Origin of the sequence: Pseudomonas sp. B5(2017), assembly GCF_002112825.1 — a bacterium.
GTDB classification, from domain to species: Bacteria; Pseudomonadota; Gammaproteobacteria; order Pseudomonadales; family Pseudomonadaceae; genus Aquipseudomonas; species Aquipseudomonas putida_Z.
The window spans coordinates 34,472-53,596 of sequence record NZ_NEIR01000018.1; the positions used below are offsets into that span (position 1 = coordinate 34,472).

Consider the following 19,125-nt stretch of genomic DNA (forward strand, 5'->3'; position numbering starts at 1 on the left):
CTTCGCGGGTGAACCCGCTCCCACAGAGGTATGGCGCTGGTTTCGAAAATGGTGTTGTACCTGTGCTGGCCTCTTCGCGGGTGAACCCGCTCCCACAGGTGCGGCGCTGGTTTCGAAATTGGTGTTGTAGCTGTGCTGGCCTCTTCGCGTGTAAACCCGCTCCCACAGGTACAGCACCGCCCTTGAGGGCACTGATATCCCTGTGGGAGCGGGCGTGCCCGCGAAGAGGCCGGTACAGGCAGCGAGGGATTCTAGGCTACCGCCCGCGCTTCCCCGGCAGCGGCGCAAACAGCGCTTCGATCTCTTCATCCCCCAGCCGCCATTGCCCGGCCTGCCCGCCATCCAGCAGGCTCGCCGCCAGCGCCGCCTTCTCCTGCTGCAACAGCTGGATCTTTTCTTCCACTGTCCCCCGGGTGATCAGCTTGAACACGAACACCGGCTTGTCCTGGCCGATGCGGTAGGCGCGGTCGGTGGCCTGGTTTTCGCTGGCCGGGTTCCACCAGGGGTCGAAGTGGATCACCGTGTCTGCAGCCGTCAGGTTCAAGCCCACGCCACCTGCCTTGAGGCTGATCAGGAACACTTCGCTATCACCCTGCTGGAACTGCTGCACCGGCGTGCGCCGGTCGCGGGTGTCACCGGTCAGCAGGCTGTAGCGGATCTTGCGCTTCTCCAGCTCCTGCTCGATCAACGCCAGCATCGAGGTGAACTGCGAGAACAACAGCACCCGGCGCCCTTCGCTCAGCAGCTCTTCGAGCATTTCCAGCAGCGCGCCCAGTTTGCCCTTGTCGGCCTGGTTGCCTTTGCTTTCCACCCCTTTGACCAGGCGCAGGTCGCAGCATACCTGGCGCAGCTTGAGCAGGGCGTCGAGGATGATGATCTGGCTGCGCGCGGCGCCATTGCGGGCGATTTCATCGCGGACTTTCTTGTCCATGGCCACCCGCACGGCTTCGTAGGTGTCGCGCTGGGCATCGCTAAGCTCGACCCAGTGCACCATCTCGGTCTTGGCCGGCAGCTCGGTGGCCACCTGCTCCTTGGTGCGGCGCAGCAGGAACGGGCGGATGCGGCTGGCCAGGTGGGCCATGCGCTCGCTGTCGCCGTGGCGCTCGATCGGTGTGCGGTAGTCCTGGTTGAAGCGCTTCAGGTCACCCAGCCAGCCAGGCATGAGGAAGTGGAAGATCGACCACAGCTCGCCCAGGTTGTTTTCCATTGGCGTGCCGGTCAGGCAGACGCGCTGATTGGCCCGCAGCTCGCAAACCGCGAGGGCGGCCTTGCTGGTGCTGCTCTTGATGTTCTGTGCCTCGTCCAGCACCAGCACATGCCAGGCCTGGGCGCGCAGGTGCTCGAGGTCGCGCGGCACCAGGGCATAGGTGGTCAGGACCAGGTCGTATTCGTGCAGTTTGGCGAAATGCTTGCTGCGCCCCGGGCCTTGCAGGGCCAGCACGCGCAGCCCGGGGGCGAAGCGCTGGGCTTCGTCCAGCCAGTTGGGCACCAGGCTGGTCGGCATCACCGCCAGGGCCGGTGCGCTCAGGCGCCCGGACTGTTTCTCCAACAGCAGGTGTGCCAGGGCCTGCAGGGTCTTGCCCAGCCCCATGTCGTCGCCGAGGATGCCGCCGGTGCCCATCTCGCGCAGCGCCTGCAGCCAGTTCAGGCCTTGTTGCTGGTAAGGGCGCAGGCTGGCCTGCAGCCCGGACGGCGGTTCTACCTGCAAGTCACGGGCATCGCGCAGGCGACGGCCCAGGTCGCGCACATGCTCGCCACCCTCCCAATGCAGGGGCAGGCCGTCGATGTCGTTCAGGCGTGAGGCATCGGCACGGTCCAGGCGCAGGGACGGGCCTGCGGCGTCTTCGTGCAGGTACAGTTCGCCCAGGGTGCCCATCACTGCCTTGATGCGGCCATAGGGCAAGGCAACGCGCAGGGCCGGGGCATCGAGACGGCCACGGTTGAGGTCGATCAGCAGGTGCTCGTCGTCACTGCGCCGGGCCAGTTCGCTGGGGCGCAGCAGTTCCGGGTTGCTGCGCAGCAGTTGCAGCACGATCGGCAGCAGGCTGTGGCGCTGGCCATCGACCACGATGCCCAGCTCCAGGTCGAACCATTCATGGCCGGGCGCTTCGTCGATGGTGGCGTACCAGTCGTCCACTTCCTGCAGGTTGAAGGCGAAGTCGCGGTGGATGTCGATGTTCCAACCGGCTTCGCGCAGGCTCGGCAGGCCTTCGCGGGCAAAGCGCAGCCAGGCTTCGTCATCGGGCAACTGGAGCATCTCGCCGGCACTGTCAGGCAGGGCCTTGCTTTGTCGGGTGGCGGCCTTGAAGCCCAGGTCGCGCAGCATCTTGCGCAGCGCCTGCTCGGCTTGCGGCTGGCGGCGGATGCGCTGGCTGGTGTTGTCTACCAGGCGGGTCAGCGGTTTTTCGTCGCTGCCGCTGGCGCGTAAACCGTCATAGTCGAACGCCAGTGCGGCCCGATGCTGCATCTGCCGCTGCATGCGGCCGGTCTTGGGCATGTAGGCGCTGAATTCAAGGCTGCCCAGCGTCAGGTGCGGCCTGGGTTGAATACTGTCGATCTCTTCACTGCGTACGCTTGTAGGCGTTGGAACCTGGCGATTCAGTGCGTTCAAGCGGTGGCTCAGGGGGATGATCAAGTGTTCGGGCACCGTAGGTGCGCTTGCCAGTTGGCTGGCAATGAACGGGTCAAGATCATGTACAAGCTTGCCAGTCATGCCCGTCTGGGTATCGATGTAATAGAGCGGGTCGAGCGGCAGTGCCATGTCATGCATCCGCTCATCATGGTGCCACGCACCACGATAGCTGCCGTTCTCAAGCCTCATCCAGCGAAACTCGGCCGGCAGTGTCGGCCCGGGGGCTAGTGGCAACAGTTGCTCGCCGTAGATCAGGCGGCCACTGGCCAGTGCGAACTCGTACAGCTCTGCGCCTTGCTTTCCTTCCAGCCTTGCGATTGGCATGTTGGTGTTTTTGCCAAGGGCGTCAATCAGCCTGAGGATGCGCAGGTCCTCATCAGTTACGTAACGTGGCGTGTAGTAGAGCATCTCAGGCAGCGAGCTGGCACGGGCGAGTTTCAGCTGGCCATCGGCTTCGCGGGTGCCTTTGGATACGCTGAGCGTGCAAAGGCCGTGCTCATTAACGACCTTGTAGTAGAGCGACGGGCCTTTGCGCCTGGCAGGCTCGGCAGGCTTTGTCGGAGCTTCCAGGGCCTCGACCCAATGGGCGAGTTCAGGTGGGAGGTCCAGAGATTGCCGGGCTGCGTCAACCGTTGGGTGAGGGGCATCATGGCTGCCCTCGGCGTAATCCGGCCCGCGCTCCAGCAAATAGAGCGCAGCCGCACAATGCTTGCAGTCTTCGCCCACCGGGCATGAGCAAGTGCCTCGGCACTCCAGGCCATCTTCCGTCATGTCCAGCGTGATGCGCTGGTAGTAGGTCCGGCCGCCGGAACCTGCGCACTGGGCGCGGACGGTCATGTCGAGGATGGACACGATTTCGCTTCTGCCTTCCTCGGCGTAGTCCAGGCCGCGTTGCAGGGACTTGCGGTCAAACGCGAACGTCCAGCCGTCGTGCTCCCGCACAAAGAACTGCGCATCGCTCTCGCTCACATCACTGCTCCATCATCTCCGGGTCCATCACTGGCATTTTAGGCGTACCTGGTGGTGTCACCTTCAGCAGCACCGCCAGGTGCCCACCGTCGAGGAAGGTCAGCTGGCCGCCCTTGACGTTGCTGTTGCTCTGCTTGAACTGCTCGCTTTGCAGCACGCTGCCGTTGCCGTCCAGCTGGTTGACCCAGAAGTTGGCCTCGACCGCAATGAAACGGCCCTCGGCGATGCTCAGGTTGCCTTCGATGGGGAAGTGGCCGAACTGCTCGGTGCCTTCGCCCAGGGCGATGCGGCTGGGCTCGCTGCCCACTTGCTGCTGCCAGGCCTTGTGCAGTAGCACGGTGTAGTCCGCGGTGGCTTCCAGGCGGGTGGCTTCGTCTTCCAGCGCCAGGCGGCGCTCGGCGTCCTTTTCCAGGCGTGGAGCGCCAGCGCTCCAGTCTTCGGGGGCGAACGGGCTGGTGAAGGCGGGCACGCTGTTCTGCCGCACCAGGATCATTTCTACCTGATACAGGCCTTCGGCGAAGGCGGCCGGGGCGAACAGCGCCAGCAGCAGGGTCAGGCAACGGATGGCACGCATGGATCTTCCTTAGGCAGGCTGTGGGGTCAGGCGCTCGAACAGCGCCTCCAGGTTATTGAAGCGTTCGTCGGGGCGTTCCATCGGTACCAGGAAGCGGAACTGGGTGGCGCCTTCGAACTTGTAGCGTTTGGGCTGGCCCTGGATCAGCTTGATCAGGGTCAGCGGGTCGACCGGGGTCTCGGCCTCGAACTCGATCTTGCCGCCGTTGGGGCCGGCGTCGACTTTCTTGATGCCGAGCTTTTCCGCGTGCAGCTTGAGCGAGGTCAGGCGCATCAGGTTCTTGGTCGGCTCGGGCAGCAAGCCGAAGCGGTCGATCATCTCTACCTGCAGGTCCTTGAGGCCTTCTTCATCGGCCGCCGAGGCAATGCGCTTGTACAGGATCAGCCGCGCATGCACGTCGGGCAGGTAGTCCTCGGGGATCAGTGCCGGCAGGCGAAGGTTGATTTCCGGGCCGCCGCCCAGCGGCTGCTCAAGGTTGGGCTGGGTGCCCTTGCGGATCGCCTTGACCGCGCGCTCGAGCATTTCCATGTACAGGGTAAAGCCCACCGCCTGGATCTGCCCGCTCTGGCCTTCGCCCAGCAGCTCGCCGGCGCCGCGAATCTCCAGGTCGTTGGTGGCCAGCACGAAGCCGGCGCCGAGGTCCTGGGTGTTGGCGATCGCCTCCAGGCGTTTTTCGGCGTCGGCGCTGACCTTCTGCCGGGTTGGCGTCAGCAGGTAGGCGTAGGCCTGGTGGTGGCTGCGGCCAACACGGCCGCGCAGCTGGTGCAGCTGGGCCAGGCCGAACTTGTCGGCACGCTCGATGACGATGGTGTTGGCGCTGGGCACGTCGATACCGGTTTCGATGATGGTCGAGGCCACCAGCACGTTGAAGCGCTTGTGGTAGAAGTCGCTCATCACCTGTTCCAGCTCGCGCTCGCGCATCTGCCCGTGGCCGATGCCGATGCGCGCCTCTGGCACCAGTTCGGCAAGGTCGGCGGCGCATTTCTCGATGGTTTTCACATCGTTGTGCAGGTAGTACACCTGGCCACCGCGCAGTAGCTCGCGCAGCAGCGCCTCCTTGACCGTGCTCTTGTTCTGCTCCATGACGAAGGTGCGTACCGACAGGCGGCGCGCCGGCGGCGTGGCGATGATCGACAGGTCGCGCATGCCCGCCACCGCCATGTTCAGCGTACGCGGGATCGGCGTGGCGGTGAGGGTGAGGATGTCCACCTCGCTGCGCAGGGCCTTGAGCTGTTCCTTCTGGCGCACGCCAAAACGGTGCTCTTCGTCGATGATGGCCAGGCCCAGGTCCTTGAAGCGTACATCGTCCTGCAGCAGCTTGTGGGTGCCGATGAGGATGTCGATCTTGCCTTCGGCCAGATCGGCGGCGGCGTTGGCCACTTCCTTGGCCGACTTGAAGCGGCTCATCACCTCCACGGTCACCGGCCAGTCGGCAAAGCGGTCGCGGAAGCTGTTGTAGTGCTGCTGGGCGAGCAGGGTGGTGGGCACCAGCACGGCCACCTGGCGGCCGCTGTGCACGGCAATGAATGCCGCGCGCATGGCCACTTCGGTCTTGCCGAAGCCGACGTCGCCGCACACCAGGCGGTCCATCGGCTTGGGCGCCAGCATGTCGGCGCGCACCGCTTCGATGGCAGCCTGCTGGTCCGGGGTTTCCTCGAACGGGAAGCCGGCGCTGAAGGTGGCGTAGTCGGCGGACGGGTCGGCAAATGCATAGCCCTTGCGCGCGGCGCGGCGGGCATAGATGTCGAGCAGCTCGGCGGCCACGTCGCGCACCTGTTCGGCGGCCTTGCGCTTGGCCTTCTGCCAGGCCTCCGAGCCCAGCCGGTGCAGCGGTGCCAGGGCATCGTCGCTGCCGGTGTAGCGGGCGATCAGGTGCAGGTTGGCCACCGGCACGTACAGCTTGGCGCCCTCGGCGTATTCCAGGGTGAGGAATTCGGCGGCCTGGCCGTCGATTTCCAGGGTTGCCAGGCCCAGGTAGCGACCCACGCCATGGTCGATGTGCACCACCGGCGCGCCTTCGCGCAGCTCGGTCAGGTTCTTGATCACCGCGTCGTTGGCGGTTTCGCCGCGCTTGTCGCGGCGCCGGCGCTGCATGACCCGCTGGCCGAACAGCGGGCTTTCGGCGACCAGAGCGATGGCTGGGTCGTCCAGCAGCAGGCCTTCGTCCAGCGGGGCGATGGTGATTGCCAGGCGTTCGCTGCCGGTGATGAAGTCGGCCCAGCCGTCGACGGTATGCGGGCGCAGTTTCAGCCGTTCGAGCAGCTCCAGCAGCACTTCGCGCCGGCCTGCCGATTCGGCGGTGAACAACACCCGGCCAGGGAACTGGTCGAGGAAATTGGCCAGTTCGGCCAAGGGCTGGTTGGCCTTGGCCTCGATTGCCAGGTTGGGAAGGGGGCGCGCCGGGAAGCGCTCGCGGCCCACGCCCGGGTCGAGGTCTTCGGTGCTGACCACTACCCGTGGCCATTGCTTGAGCCGGGCGAAGCAGTCTTCCACCGGCAGGAACAGTTCGGCCGGTGGCAGCAGCGGCCGGCTCAGGTCGCCACGGCGGTCTTCATAACGCCCGCGCACGTCGTTCCAGAAGTGTTCGGCGGCCTGTTCCACGCCGGGCAGCGAGAACACCTGGGTGTCGGCCGGCAGGTAGTCGAACAGGGTCGAGGTTTCTTCGAAGAACAGCGGCAGGTAGTACTCGATGCCGGCGGGGATGATGCCGCTGGCCAGGTCCTGGAAGATCGCGCTGCGGCGGAAATCGACATCGAAGCGTTCGCGGAAGCGCGCCTTGAAACGGGTCACTTCCTCTTTCTGCATCGGGAACTCGCGCGCCGGCAGCAGGCGCACCGAATCCACCTTGTCGATCGAGCGCTGGGTCTCTGGGTCGAAGGTGCGCAGCGTCTCGATCTCGTCATCGAACAGGTCGATGCGGTAGGGCAGCTTGCTGCCCATCGGGAACAGGTCGATCAACGCGCCGCGCACGGCGAACTCGCCATGCTCGTAGACGGTGTCGACGCAGCGATAGCCACTGGCCTCCAGGCGCAGGCGCATCTGCTCCACGTCGATGGTCTGGCCCACGTCCAGCACCAGGCTGCTGCCCAGCAGGAAACGGGTCGGCGCCAGGCGGTGCAGGGCGGTGGTGATCGGCACCACGAGGATGCCGTGGCTCAGCTCCGGCAGGCGGTAGAGGCTGGCGATGCGCTGGGAAATGATGTCCTGGTGCGGCGAGAACAGGTCGTAGGGCAGGGTTTCCCAATCGGGGAACGGCAGCACCGGCAGGTCCGGGGCAAAGAAGCGAAGTTCCTGTTCCAGACGATCGGCAGCCTGGCTGTCGGCAGTCAGCAGCAAAGTGAAGCGGCCCGCGCTGCTGGCGGCCTCGGCGATGGCCAGGCTGAGGGTGGCACCGGGTAGATTGCCCCAGGTTTGTTTGCCGGCCGTGGCCGACATTTGCGGTAGGCGCAGAACTGACACGGGAGATTGCACTCCAAGCGTTGCGGCAAAGAGATCAATTGTACCGGTGACGGTGCCGGCTGTCAGGTTCGAAAGGGCGTGAACGCTGGCTTGCGTGGCCGCGACAGGCGCTCATTGCCCGTAACGCGTTGGGGCGTCATAATGTAGCCCCTTTTTTCTGTCCCTACATGTGGAAGGTTCCCGTGACTCAGAAGCCCGACCAGTGTCTTGGTGAGTGGATCGATCGTGAAGCCCTGGCTGAAGCGATGATCCCGCTTATCGGTCAGCTCTACCGCAACAACAACGTGGTGAGCTCGATTTATGGCCGTAGCCTGATCAACCGTTCGGTTATCTCGATCCTCAAGGCGCACCGCTTTGCGCGTCATCGTCAAGCCGACGAAACCGAACTGTCCGTCCACGAGACATTCCCCCTGCTCAAGGCCATGAGCGAGCTGAAACTGGGCGCCGCTTCGGTCGACCTGGGCAAGCTGGCCAACAAGTTCAAGCAGGAAGGCAATGGCCGCACTGCCGAGCAGTTCGTCCGTGAAGAACTGGCCGAGGTGGTTGGCCAGCAGAACGCTTCGGCGCGCAAGGGCACCGACGTTGTCCTGTACGGCTTCGGCCGCATCGGCCGCCTGCTGGCGCGCATCCTGATCGAGAAGACCGGTGGCGGCGACGGCCTGCGCCTGCGCGCCATCGTCGTGCGCAAGGGCGCCGAGAACGACCTGGTCAAGCGTGCCAGCCTGCTGCGCCGTGACTCGGTGCACGGCCCGTTCGATGGCACCATCACCATCGACGAAGCCAACAACACCATCACCGCCAACGGCAACCTGATCCAGGTTATCTACGCCAAGAGCCCGAGCGAAGTCGACTACACCCAGTACGGCATCGAAAACGCGCTGATCGTCGACAACACCGGCGTATGGCGTGATGCCGACGGCCTGGGCCAGCACCTGGCTTGCCCGGGCGCTGCCCGCGTGATCCTCACCGCACCTGGCAAGGGCGCGCTGAAGAACATCGTGCACGGCATCAACCACGGTGACATCGCTGCCGATGACAAGATCATCTCGGCCGCTTCCTGCACCACCAACGCCATCGTGCCGGTGCTCAAGGCCATCAACGACCAGTACGGCATCGTCAACGGCCACGTCGAAACCGTTCACTCGTTCACCAACGACCAGAACCTGATCGACAACTTCCACAAGGGCAGCCGCCGTGGCCGTGCCGCGCCGCTGAACATGGTCATCACCGAAACCGGCGCCGCCACTGCTGCCGCCAAGGCACTGCCAGTGCTGAAGGGCAAGCTGACCGGCAACGCCATTCGCGTACCGACGCCGAACGTTTCGATGGCCATCCTCAACCTGAACCTCGAGAAGGCCACCAGCCGCGACGAGATCAACGAGTACCTGCGCCAGACCGCCATGCACTCGGAACTGCACAAGCAGATCGATTACGTCAGCTCGCAGGAAGTGGTTTCGACCGACTTCGTCGGTTCGCGCCACGCCGGTGTGGTTGACGCCGAAGCGACCATCTGCAATGACAACCGCGTTGTTCTGTACGTCTGGTACGACAACGAATTCGGTTACAGCTGCCAGGTGGTTCGTGTGATGGAAGAGATGGCCGGTGTGAACCCGCCAGCGTTTCCGCACTGATACGCTTGTAAGGCAATGAAAAAACGGGAACCTTCGGGTTCCCGTTTTTTTATCCAGAATTTGTGTTTCCTGTGCCGGCCTCTTCGCGGGTAAACCCGCTCCCACAGGGCCGCGTCGTCCGTGGGGGCAGTGGTATACCTGTGGGAGCGGGTTTACCCGCGAAGAGGCCGGCACAGGCAACCGAGAGCCCGAACCTTGCGCACAGCCTTGCTGTTCATCCTCATGCTGCTCACTGCATGCAACCAGGCCCCCACCCTGGAGCGCCTGGGCGGCCCGACCATGGGCAGCAGCTACAGCATCCAGTACGTGCGCGAACCCGGCGGCCCGGCGCCGGTCCAGGTGCAGGCGGCAGTCGAAACCATCCTGCACGACATCGACCAGCATTACTCGACCTACCGCGGCGACTCCACCGTCAGCCGTTTCAACCAGTTGCCCGCCAACCAGTGCCAGGTCCTGCCGCCCGACATGCTCGAACTGGTCAGCCTTGGTCAGCACCTGGCCGAGCAGAGCGGCGGCGCCTTCGACCTTACCGTCGAACCCTTGCTCGACCTGTGGGGCTTCGGCCCCCAGGCCCGTCACGAGCAGGTGCCCGACCCGCTGGCGCTGGCCCAGGTGCGCCAGCGCGTGGGCTACCGGCACTTGCACATCGACGGCCAGGCCCTGTGCAAGGACGCCCCGGTACAACTCGACTTCAACAGCATCGCCGCCGGCCATGCCGTCGACCTGATCGCCGCGCGCCTGCAGGCCATGGGCGTGGCCAGCTTTGTCGCCGAAGCCACCGGCGAGCTCAAGGCCGCCGGCCGCAAGCCCGATGGCAGCCCATGGCGCATCGCCCTGGAGCTGCCCCGCGAAGATCGCCAGATAGCCCGCCAGATCATCCCGGTCAATGGCCTTTCAGTATCAACCTCGGGTGACTATCGGCACTATTTCGAGGAGAATGGCCGGCGCTATTCGCACACCTTCGATGCCCGCCTCGGGCGCCCGGTGCAGCACGACCTGGCCGCGGTCACCGTGCTCGATGGCTCGGCGCTGCAGGCCGACGGCTATTCGACGCTGCTGTTGATCCTGGGCCCGGAACGTGGCTGGGATTTTGCCGTGGCGCATGACCTGGCCGCGGTATTGGTGACTCGGGCCGAGGGTGGCTTCGTCTCCCGAGCTACGCCCGCATTCGAACGGGCAGTGAAAGGCGAATGAAAGCGCAAGCAGGGATGATCGCCGCCAGGGAATGGTTCACACATGTAGTGCGGGCAAAATTGGCCTACGACGCGACCAAGGGTTAATGTGCGCGGCGTTCACGCTTGATTAGACTGCACCCGAATTTTCTCATGACGCCCCGGCGGCATGATCGCGCCCCGCGAGCGACCGTGGCTTGCGGGCCAGTTCTGAAGGAGTACGCATGGCTGTCTACAACTACGACGTAGTGGTGCTGGGTTCCGGCCCGGCCGGAGAAGGTGCGGCAATGAACGCCGCCAAAGCAGGGCGCAAGGTGGCGATGGTCGATAGCCGTCGCCAGGTCGGGGGCAACTGCACCCACCTGGGCACCATCCCGTCCAAGGCACTGCGTCACTCGGTGCGGCAGATCATGCAGTTCAACACCAACCCGATGTTCCGTGCCATCGGTGAGCCGCGCTGGTTCTCGTTCCCGGACGTGCTGAAAAGCGCCGAGAAGGTCATCGCCAAGCAGGTAGCGTCGCGCACCGGCTACTACGCGCGTAACCGCGTGGACGTGTTCTTCGGCACCGGCAGCTTCGCCGACGAGCAGACCGTCGAAGTGGTCTGCCCGAACGGTGTGGTGGAAAAGCTCAACGCCAAGCACATCATCATCGCCACCGGCTCGCGCCCGTACCGCCCGGCCGATATCGACTTCCACCACCCGCGCGTCTACGACAGCGACACCATCCTCAGCCTCAGTCACACCCCACGCAAGCTGATCGTGTACGGTGCCGGCGTGATCGGTTGCGAATACGCCTCGATCTTCAGCGGCCTGGGTGTATTGGTAGAGCTGGTGGACAACCGTGGCCAGTTGCTGAGCTTCCTCGACTCGGAAATTTCCCAGGCGCTGAGCTACCACTTCAGCAACAACAACATCACCGTGCGCCACAACGAAGAGTATGAGCGCGTCGAAGGCTTGGACAACGGTGTGATACTGCACCTGAAGTCGGGCAAGAAGATCAAGGCCGACGCCTTGCTGTGGTGCAACGGCCGTACCGGCAACACCGACAAGCTGGGCCTGGAAAACATCGGTATCAAGGTCAACAGCCGCGGCCAGATCGAGGTCGACGAGGCCTACCGCACCAGCGTGCCGAACATCTATGGTGCCGGCGATGTGATTGGCTGGCCGAGCCTGGCCAGTGCCGCTCATGACCAGGGCCGCTCTGCCGCTGGCAGCATCGTGGATAATGGCAGCTGGCGCTTCGTCAACGACGTGCCGACCGGCATCTACACCATTCCGGAGATCAGCTCGATCGGCCGCAACGAACAGGAACTGACCCAGGCCAAGGTGCCGTACGAAGTGGGCAAGGCCTTCTTCAAGGGCATGGCGCGCGCGCAGATCGCCGGTGAGCCGCAGGGCATGCTGAAGATCCTGTTCCACCGCGAAACCCTGGAAATCCTTGGCGTGCACTGCTTCGGCTACCAGGCTTCGGAGATCGTCCACATCGGCCAGGCGATCATGAACCAGCCGGGTGAGCAGAACAACCTGAAGTACTTCGTCAACACCACGTTCAACTACCCGACCATGGCCGAAGCCTATCGGGTAGCTGCCTACGACGGCCTGAACCGGCTTTTTTGAGCGGCTCCGACCGGTGGCCTGAGCCGGTCGGAGAGACCGATTTCAACCCTGCCCGAGGGTGGTCTTGGCCAAACCGGGAAAGTCTGTAATCAGGCTGTCCACGCCAAAATCAGCGAGCCGGCGCATCAGTGCCGGTTCGTTGACCGTCCACACCGACACGTGCAAACCCTGGCCCTGGGCTTTGAGCAGGCGCTCGGGGGTGCACAGTGTCCAGTTCAATGCAAGCAGCTCGCAGCCGTAGTTCTGCGCCACCTTCAGCGGGTCGAGCCAGGCGTATTCGGCCACCAGCCCGCGCTTGACGTCCGGCACCAGCTCCAGGGCGGCACCCAGCACTTCGCGTGAGCTGGAGGTGATGGTCACCTTGTCCAGCAGGCCGTACTGCTGGGCCAGTTCGCGGATTGCCAGCACGGTGGTGGCGGCACGGGTGCGCGAGGCGCTTTTCACCTCCAGCTGCCAGTGCTCGAACGGGCATTTCTCGAACAGTTCTTCCAGTTTCGGGATCGGGCAGGGCTGGACGTGGCCCGGGCCGCCTTTGCGGGCATCGATCTTGACCAGCTCGGCGGCCGGGTGCTCGACCACCTTGCCGCGTTTGCCGGTGGTGCGCTTGAGGGTGGGGTCATGGATCACCATCAGCTCGTTGTCGGCCGACAGGTGCAGGTCCAGCTCGCAGCGGGTCACGCCATGGGCGAGGCATTGCTGGAAGCTCTTCAGGGTATTCTCGGGCGCTTCGCCCTTGGCGCCGCGGTGGCCGTAGATCAGGGTCACGTTCGTTCCTTCAAATCAGAGAAAAATGGGCTCAGGAGGCGGGGTCGTTCTGTTCCAGCTGCTGGCGCCGTTGCTGCTGCTGGCGCTGCAGGATGTAGCGAGCCAGCAGTTGCCGTTGGGCGTCGGTCATGTCGGTGAATTCGGTGCCGACCTCGAAGCCGCCCTCCGGGCGCGGGTCGCAATGGGTTACCTTGCCGCGCAGCAGCAGGCCATGGGCGCGCGGCATCAGCACCATCTTCACCTTGACTCGGGTGCCGGGGGCCACCGCTGTGGCTTGCGCGAATTCGATGCCGCCCTCGGAGATGACCACCGGCTGGGGCTGGCCAACTTCGCCGATCAGGGTCTGGGCAACCACCGCGCTAAGCAGGTCGAGGCGTTTGTTCTGCGCGCGCAGGAAGGCGGCGAGGGTGCGGTCCTTTTCGCTCAGCTGGCGCAGCAGGTGCTGCGACTCGAAGTCGGACAGGTGCAGTTCGCTGAGCAGGTTGAATAGTGGCGAATCATCTTGCAACACATCTGGGTCAAGGGCTTCGGCCGCGCTGAGGGGGCTTATTTGAAGTGCGATCCGATCTTCGATGCGGTAGTATTCGCGGCGATCTTCTTCGTCTAATGTCGTCATGGCGAACCCAAGGTAGCGGCGGTGGTCCGAGTGTAAAGCCGCCGTAGGCGCCTCGCCACAAGGACGTTCCCTTTCATCCGAACAAGCCCCGACATGTTCAGACCTCTTTTCGCATTCATCGGCACGCGTTATACCCGTGCCAAACGTCGCAATCACTTCGTCTCGTTCATTTCCCTGACCTCGATGATCGGCCTCGCCCTGGGCGTGGTGGTGATGATCGTGGTGCTCTCGGTGATGAACGGTTTCGACCACGAGATGCGCACCCGCGTGTTGGGCATGATCCCGCATGCCACGCTGGAGAGCGGCCAGCCCATTGCCGACTGGCCGGCCCTTGCCCAACAAGTAAAGCAGAATCCGCAGGTGGTGGCGGTTGCGCCCTTCACCCAGATGCAGGGCCTGCTGACCCATGAAGGCAAGGTGCAGAAGGTGCTGCTCAACGGCATCGACCCGGCCCGCGAGCGCGAAGTGTCGATCATCGACAAGTTCGTCCTTCAAGGCCGCCTCGACCAGCTGGCGCCGGGCGAGTGGGGCATCATGATCGGCGACAAGGCCGCGGCCAAGCTGGGCGTGGGCATCGGCGACAAGCTCACCTTCGTCGCCCCTGAGGTCAGCGTGACCCCGGCCGGCATGTTCCCGCGCATGAAGCGCTTCACCGTGGTCGGCACCTTCCACGTGGGCGCGGGCGAGATCGACGGCTACCTGGGCCTGACCAACATCAGCGACCTGTCCCGCCTGCACCGCTGGAAGCCCGACCAGGTACAGGGCCTGCGCCTGAAGTTCGACGACCTGTTCCAGGCGCCACGGGTGGCCTGGGACATCGCCCAGCGCCTGGGTGACCAGGAGTTCTACAGCCGTGACTGGACCCGTACCCACGGCAACCTGTACCAGGCGATCCGCATGGAAAAGGCCATGATCGGCCTGTTGTTGCTGCTGATCGTGGCGGTGGCGGCGTTCAACATCATTTCCACCCTGGTGATGGTGGTCAACGACAAGCGTGGCGACATCGCCATCCTGCGTACCTTGGGCGCCACGCCCGGGCAGATCATGCTCATCTTCATGGTCCAGGGCACGGTGATCGGGGTGATCGGTACCCTGATCGGCGCCGTGGTCGGGATCGTCGCCGCGCTGAACGTGAGCGCGGTGATCGCCGGCATCGAGAAACTGATCGGGCACAAGTTCCTCAACGCCGACGTGTATTTCATCGATTACCTGCCGTCGCAGATCCAGGCCCAGGACGTGTACATGGTCTGCGGTGCGGCGCTGGTCCTGAGTTTCTTCGCCACCCTGTACCCGGCCTGGCGTGCGGCCCGCACCCAGCCTGCAGAGGTGCTACGTTATGAGTGAGTCGCGCATGAGTGATAAAGCCGTTCTGAGTTGCCGCAACCTGGGCAAGTCCTACGACGAGGGCCCGGAATCGGTGCAGGTGCTGTCCGGGCTCAACCTCGAGCTGAACGCCGGTGAGCGGGTAGCCATCGTGGGTAGCTCCGGCTCGGGCAAGAGTACCTTGCTCAACCTGCTGGGCGGCCTCGACCGGCCGACCCAGGGCAGTGTCTGGCTGGCCGGTGAGGAGCTGTCGGCATTGGGCGAGCGTGCCCGTGGCCTGCTGCGCAACCGCGAGCTGGGCTTTGTCTACCAGTTCCACCACCTGCTGCCGGAATTCACGGCCATCGAAAACGTGTGCATGCCGTTGCTGATCGGCCGCACGCCGATCCCCGAGGCCCGTGAGCGTGCCGAGGCGCTGCTCAAGCGCGTGGGCCTGGCCCACCGCTTCAACCACAAGCCGGCCGAACTGTCCGGTGGTGAACGCCAGCGGGTGGCGATCGCCCGGGCACTGGTCAACCGCCCCGGCCTGGTAATGCTCGACGAGCCGACCGGCAACCTCGACCACCACACCGCCCAGGGCATCCAGGAGTTGATGCAGGAACTGTCCAGTGCGTCGCGCACGGCGTTCCTGGTGGTCACCCACGACCTCAACCTGGCGCGCCAGATGGACCGTGTATTGAAGCTCGACGACGGCCACTTGGTGGCGATCTGATCGACTGCACGGGGTGGCCGGTGCCGCCCCGTTTTCCTGTTTTCATTGGGTGTTTTCGTACATGTTCAGACCCTTGCCCATCTTCATCGGCGCGCGCTACACCCGAGCCAAGCGCCGCAACCACTTCATCTCGTTCATCTCGATGACCTCGATGATCGGCCTGTCGCTGGGCGTGCTGGCGATGATCGTGGTGCTGTCGGTGATGAACGGTTTCCAGCGCGAAATGAGTTCGCGCATCCTCGGCCTGGTGCCGCATGCCGCCATCCTCGGCGTGCAGCCGCTGGACGACTGGCACAAGGTGGCCGACGCGGCCATGCGCGACCCGGCGGTGATGGCGGCGGCGCCGATTACCGAAATGGAAGGCATGCTGTCGTACAAGGGCGCGATGCAGCCGATCCAGGTCGGCGGTATCGACCCGGCCGAAGAGGGCAAGGTCTCGATCGTCGGCCAGCATATCGTCCAGGGCCGCCTGCAGGACCTGCAGCCGGGAGAGTTCGGCGTGGTCATCGGTGAGCTGACTGCGCGGCGCTTCCGCTTGAATACCGGCGACAAACTGACCCTGATCGTGCCGGAAATCAGCAAGGAGCCGGGCGGCATCACCCCGCGCATGCAGCGCCTGACCGTGGTCGGCATCTTCAAGGTCGGCGCCGAGCTGGATGGCTCGCAGGCTTACATCCACGTCGACGATGCCGGCGCCATGCAGCGCTGGGCGCCGGGCCAGGTGCAGGGCGTGCGCCTGAAACTGCACGACCTGTATGCCGCGCCGCAGGTGTCCAAGGCCATCGCTGCCGGACTGGGCGATGCCTACCGGGCCGACGACTGGTCGCATACCCAGGGCAGCCTGTTCAGTGCCATGAAGATGGAAAAGACCATGATCGGCCTGCTGTTGCTGATGATCATCGCGGTGGCAGCGTTCAACATCATCGCCACCCTGGTGATGGTGGTGAACGACAAGGGCCCGGACATCGCCATCCTGCGCACCCTGGGCGCCACACCGGCGCAGATCATGGGCACGTTCATGGTCCAGGGCAGCCTGATCGGCATTGTCGGGACGCTGATCGGTGGCGTGCTGGGGGTGATTGCGGCGTTCAACGTCAGCCAGATCGTCGGTTGGCTGGAGCGGGTGAGCGGGCAGCACATCTTTACTTCGGATGTGTACTTCGTCAGCAGCTTGCCGTCGCAGCTGCAGTGGGGCGATGTGGCGATCATCTGCACTGCCGGGTTGGTGATGAGCTTCCTGGCGACCATTTACCCGGCTTATCGGGCATCGCAGGTGCAGCCGGCGATTGGTCTGGCGGTTTGATGTTTACCTGAGAGTCTGGGGGCGCTTTGCGCCCCTTTCGCGACACAAGGCCGCTCCCACAAGCATCGCGAATTGGCCAAGCTGACGCGATCCCTGTGGGAGCGGCCTTGTGTCGCGATGGGCTGCGAAGCAGCCCCAGTTTCACCGATCCTGAGTGAACTCGATCAAAAACCGCGTCCACCCATCCTCGCATTGCGCCCGAATGCTTCCACCATGGGCCTGCACGATCGACCGGGTAATCGCCAACCCCAACCCGGCATGCTCGCTACTGCCTTCCCGCCGCGCCGGATCCACCCGGTAGAAGCGGTCGAACAACCGTGGTAACACTGCCGGCTCGATAGCCGCCCCGGTATTGGCCACGCCAATCCTCGGCCCTGGCCCCAATGTCACCTTTATCTGCCCACCCGACGGGGTGAAGCGCAAGGCATTGTCCAGCAAGTTGGACAGCGCCCGGCGCAGCATATGCCGGTCGCCCTGCAGCAGCGCCTCACCCTCGCGCAGCATCTGCACGCCGCTGTCCTCTGCCAGCGGCGCGTAGTACTCCAGCAGCGCATCCACCTCCTCATGCAGCACCAGCGGTGCTTGCCCCGGCACCAGCAGGCCATGGTCGGCCTTGGCCAGGAACAGCATGTCGTTGATCATCTGCGCCATCCATTGCAGCTCCTCGAGGTTGCCGTGCAGGGCTTCGCGGTACTCTTCGAGGCTGCGCGGGCGGGTGAGGGTGACCTGGGTGTGGGTCAGCAGGTTGGACAGCGGCGTGCGCAGCTCGTGGGCGATGTCGGCGGAGAATGCCGACAGGCGCTGGAAGGCATCGTCCAGGCGCTGCAGCATGGCGTTCATGGCCGTCGCCAGCTCGGCCAGCTCTTCGGGCATCTGTGCCACCGGCAGGCGTGTGGTGAGCGAGCGCGCCGATACACTGGCAGCCACCTGGCCCATCTGCCGCAACGGTCGCAGCCCGCGGCGTGCAGCCCAGGCACCGAGCAGTGCCGTGGCCAGTGCCGACAGGCCCACCGTCAGCCAGATCAGCCGTTGCATGCCCTGCAGGAAGTGCTGGTGATGGGTGATGTCGAGGTACAGGGTCAGTTGTGGCGACTGCGGGGCGCCTTGCGCCAGGTGCACGGCCAGGCTGCGGTAGTCGGTGCCTTGCGCATGCAGGGTTGCCAGGCCGTCGGGCAGTGGCGTCCGCGGCAGGCCTGTGCGGCTTTCGAACCAGGTGGCGCCGTCGCTGCCATTGATGCGCAAGGCCAGGTCGGCCTGGTGGCCCAGTTCATCGCGCAAGGCGGGCAGGCGCGCCTGCAGCTCGGCCGGGGTGGTGATACCGGCCAGCTGGGTGCGGAACAGCGACAGGCGCGAGTCCAGCAGTTGCTGGTCCAGTTCGACGAAGTGCTGCTCGCTGGCCCGGCTGAATATCAGGCCGGCACCGAGCGAGACAGCGGCGGTGCAGGCGGCGAACAGCAGGGCCAGGCGGCTGCCGAGGGAGACCCGACGCATCACTCAGTACGCTCTTCGAGTACATAGCCCATGCCGCGTACGGTATGGATCAGCTTGTTGGGGTGTGGGTCGTCGATCTTCAGGCGCAGGCGGCGGATCGCCACTTCGATCACATTGGTGTCGCTGTCGAAATTCATGTCCCATACCTGCGAGGCGATCAGCGATTTGGGCAGCACCTCGCCCTGGCGGCGCAGCAGCAGTTCAAGCAGGGCGAACTCCTTGGCGGTCAGGTCGATGCGCTGGCCGGCGCGCTCGGCGCGGCGGCGGATCAGGTCCAGGCGCAGGTCGGCCAGGCCCAGGGTGGTGTCCTGGCTGGGGCTGGTGCCCCGGCGCAGCAGGCTGCGTACCCGCGCCAGCAGTTCGGAGAAGGCGAACGGCTTGACCAGGTAATCATCGGCGCCCAATTCCAGGCCGTGCACCCGGTCTTCCACGGCATCGCGGGCGGTGAGAAACAGCACCGGGGTGTCCAGGCCGGCCTGGCGCACGGCCTGGAGGATCTGCCAGCCGTCACGGCCAGGCAGCATCACGTCGAGAATCAGCAGGTCGTGGTCGCCGGTCAGGGCGAGGAACTGGCCGGTCTCGCCGTCGGTGGCCAGTTCCGTGGCGAAGCCGGCCTCGTTCAGGCCCTGGCTCAGGTACTGGCCGGTACGGGCCTGGTCTTCGACGATCAGCAGTTTCATTGGGTGAATTGACTCCAGCAAACGGCACAAAACCCTGTGGGAGCGGGTTTACCCGCGAAGAATTCAACACGGTGCATGGCACCGGCTTTGCCGGTGTTCGCGGGTGAACCCGCTCCCACAGGGGTTGGGTGATGCTGAGATGATACGTGACGATGCACCCGCTCGCCCCAAACTGACGA

At 64.7% G+C, this 19,125-nt stretch carries 13 protein-coding genes; 6 read left to right on the forward strand and 7 right to left on the reverse strand.

Annotated features, from left to right (window positions below; translation table 11 throughout):
* Positions 1 to 256: 256 nt before the first annotated feature.
* From CAG00_RS23955 to mfd, 3 genes are read right to left on the reverse strand one after another with little or no spacing between them, the layout of a single operon-like run.
* Complete coding sequence (locus CAG00_RS23955) at positions 257 to 3,601, reverse strand: DEAD/DEAH box helicase (protein WP_085665483.1); 3,345 nt, start codon at positions 3,599 to 3,601, stop codon at positions 257 to 259.
* 1 nt (position 3,602) lies between these two features.
* On the reverse strand, positions 3,603 to 4,175 hold the full coding sequence (locus CAG00_RS23960; protein WP_004376408.1) for a CsiV family protein: 573 nt from the start codon (positions 4,173 to 4,175) through the stop codon (positions 3,603 to 3,605).
* Between the two features lie 9 nt (positions 4,176 to 4,184).
* A complete protein-coding gene (mfd, locus tag CAG00_RS23965) occupies positions 4,185 to 7,634 on the reverse strand; it encodes a transcription-repair coupling factor (RefSeq protein WP_085665484.1) in 3,450 nt (1,149 codons plus the stop codon).
* A 167-nt stretch (positions 7,635 to 7,801) separates the two neighbouring features.
* On the opposite strand from mfd, the gene CAG00_RS23970 reads away from it, so the two are divergent.
* From CAG00_RS23970 to sthA, 3 genes are all read left to right on the forward strand, one after another.
* A complete protein-coding gene (locus CAG00_RS23970; RefSeq protein ID WP_031324543.1) occupies positions 7,802 to 9,265 on the forward strand; it encodes a glyceraldehyde-3-phosphate dehydrogenase in 1,464 nt (487 codons plus the stop codon).
* Between the two features lie 195 nt (positions 9,266 to 9,460).
* Entirely contained in the window at positions 9,461 to 10,459 is a 999-nt protein-coding gene (locus tag CAG00_RS23975) for an FAD:protein FMN transferase (RefSeq protein WP_085665485.1), read from the forward strand.
* 202 nt (positions 10,460 to 10,661) lie between these two features.
* Positions 10,662 to 12,056, forward strand: a complete 1,395-nt coding sequence (gene sthA / locus CAG00_RS23980; RefSeq protein ID WP_015269541.1) for a Si-specific NAD(P)(+) transhydrogenase — start codon at positions 10,662 to 10,664, stop codon at positions 12,054 to 12,056.
* 42 nt (positions 12,057 to 12,098) lie between these two features.
* Here sthA and CAG00_RS23985 read toward each other — a convergent pair whose 3' ends face one another.
* Together CAG00_RS23985 and CAG00_RS23990 are read right to left on the reverse strand one after the other, a co-directional pair.
* Positions 12,099 to 12,821 (reverse strand): glycerophosphodiester phosphodiesterase, encoded by a 723-nt coding sequence (locus tag CAG00_RS23985; RefSeq protein ID WP_015269542.1) that lies wholly within the window; start codon positions 12,819 to 12,821, stop codon positions 12,099 to 12,101.
* A gap of 31 nt (positions 12,822 to 12,852) precedes the next feature.
* Positions 12,853 to 13,437, reverse strand: coding sequence for a PilZ domain-containing protein (locus CAG00_RS23990; protein ID WP_085617234.1), 585 nt, complete (start codon positions 13,435 to 13,437; stop codon positions 12,853 to 12,855).
* A gap of 93 nt (positions 13,438 to 13,530) precedes the next feature.
* Here CAG00_RS23990 and CAG00_RS23995 point away from each other — a divergent pair, with 93 nt between their 5' ends.
* The 3 genes from CAG00_RS23995 to CAG00_RS24005 all read left to right on the forward strand — a co-directional run bounded on the left by CAG00_RS23995 (position 13,531) and on the right by CAG00_RS24005 (position 16,775).
* Complete coding sequence (locus CAG00_RS23995; RefSeq protein WP_085665486.1) at positions 13,531 to 14,781, forward strand: lipoprotein-releasing ABC transporter permease subunit; 1,251 nt, start codon at positions 13,531 to 13,533, stop codon at positions 14,779 to 14,781.
* Positions 14,782 to 14,788: 7 nt separating this feature from the next.
* Positions 14,789 to 15,472, forward strand: coding sequence for a lipoprotein-releasing ABC transporter ATP-binding protein LolD (lolD, locus tag CAG00_RS24000; protein WP_176240912.1), 684 nt, complete (start codon positions 14,789 to 14,791; stop codon positions 15,470 to 15,472).
* A 61-nt stretch (positions 15,473 to 15,533) separates the two neighbouring features.
* The gene (locus CAG00_RS24005) at positions 15,534 to 16,775 is read left to right on the forward strand and encodes a lipoprotein-releasing ABC transporter permease subunit (protein ID WP_085589453.1); all 1,242 of its coding nucleotides are present in this window, start codon (positions 15,534 to 15,536) and stop codon (positions 16,773 to 16,775) included.
* Positions 16,776 to 16,916: 141 nt separating this feature from the next.
* On the opposite strand, the gene CAG00_RS24010 is transcribed toward CAG00_RS24005, so the two are convergent.
* Entirely contained in the window at positions 16,917 to 18,269 is a 1,353-nt protein-coding gene (locus CAG00_RS24010; RefSeq protein ID WP_085617238.1) for a heavy metal sensor histidine kinase, read from the reverse strand.
* Positions 18,266 to 18,946 (reverse strand): two-component system response regulator CinR, encoded by a 681-nt coding sequence (gene cinR / locus CAG00_RS24015; RefSeq protein WP_025338336.1) that lies wholly within the window; start codon positions 18,944 to 18,946, stop codon positions 18,266 to 18,268. Before cinR ends, CAG00_RS24010 begins: the two co-directional genes overlap by 4 nt.
* Between the last annotated feature and the right edge of the window lie 179 nt (positions 18,947 to 19,125).

What these genes read in the sequence shown, in the direction of transcription:
- CAG00_RS23960 (WP_004376408.1), bottom strand. Translation starts at nt 4,175, where the DNA reads ATGCGTGCCATCCGTTGCCTGACCCTGCTGCTGGCGCTGTTCGCCCCG.
- CAG00_RS23970 (WP_031324543.1), top strand. Translation starts at nt 7,802, where the DNA reads ATGTGGAAGGTTCCCGTGACTCAGAAGCCCGACCAGTGTCTTGGTGAG.
- sthA (WP_015269541.1), top strand. Translation starts at nt 10,662, where the DNA reads ATGGCTGTCTACAACTACGACGTAGTGGTGCTGGGTTCCGGCCCGGCC.
- CAG00_RS23990 (WP_085617234.1), bottom strand. Translation starts at nt 13,437, where the DNA reads ATGACGACATTAGACGAAGAAGATCGCCGCGAATACTACCGCATCGAA.
- CAG00_RS23995 (WP_085665486.1), top strand. Translation starts at nt 13,531, where the DNA reads ATGTTCAGACCTCTTTTCGCATTCATCGGCACGCGTTATACCCGTGCC.
- lolD (WP_176240912.1), top strand. Translation starts at nt 14,789, where the DNA reads ATGAGTGATAAAGCCGTTCTGAGTTGCCGCAACCTGGGCAAGTCCTAC.
- CAG00_RS24005 (WP_085589453.1), top strand. Translation starts at nt 15,534, where the DNA reads ATGTTCAGACCCTTGCCCATCTTCATCGGCGCGCGCTACACCCGAGCC.
- cinR (WP_025338336.1), bottom strand. Translation starts at nt 18,946, where the DNA reads ATGAAACTGCTGATCGTCGAAGACCAGGCCCGTACCGGCCAGTACCTG.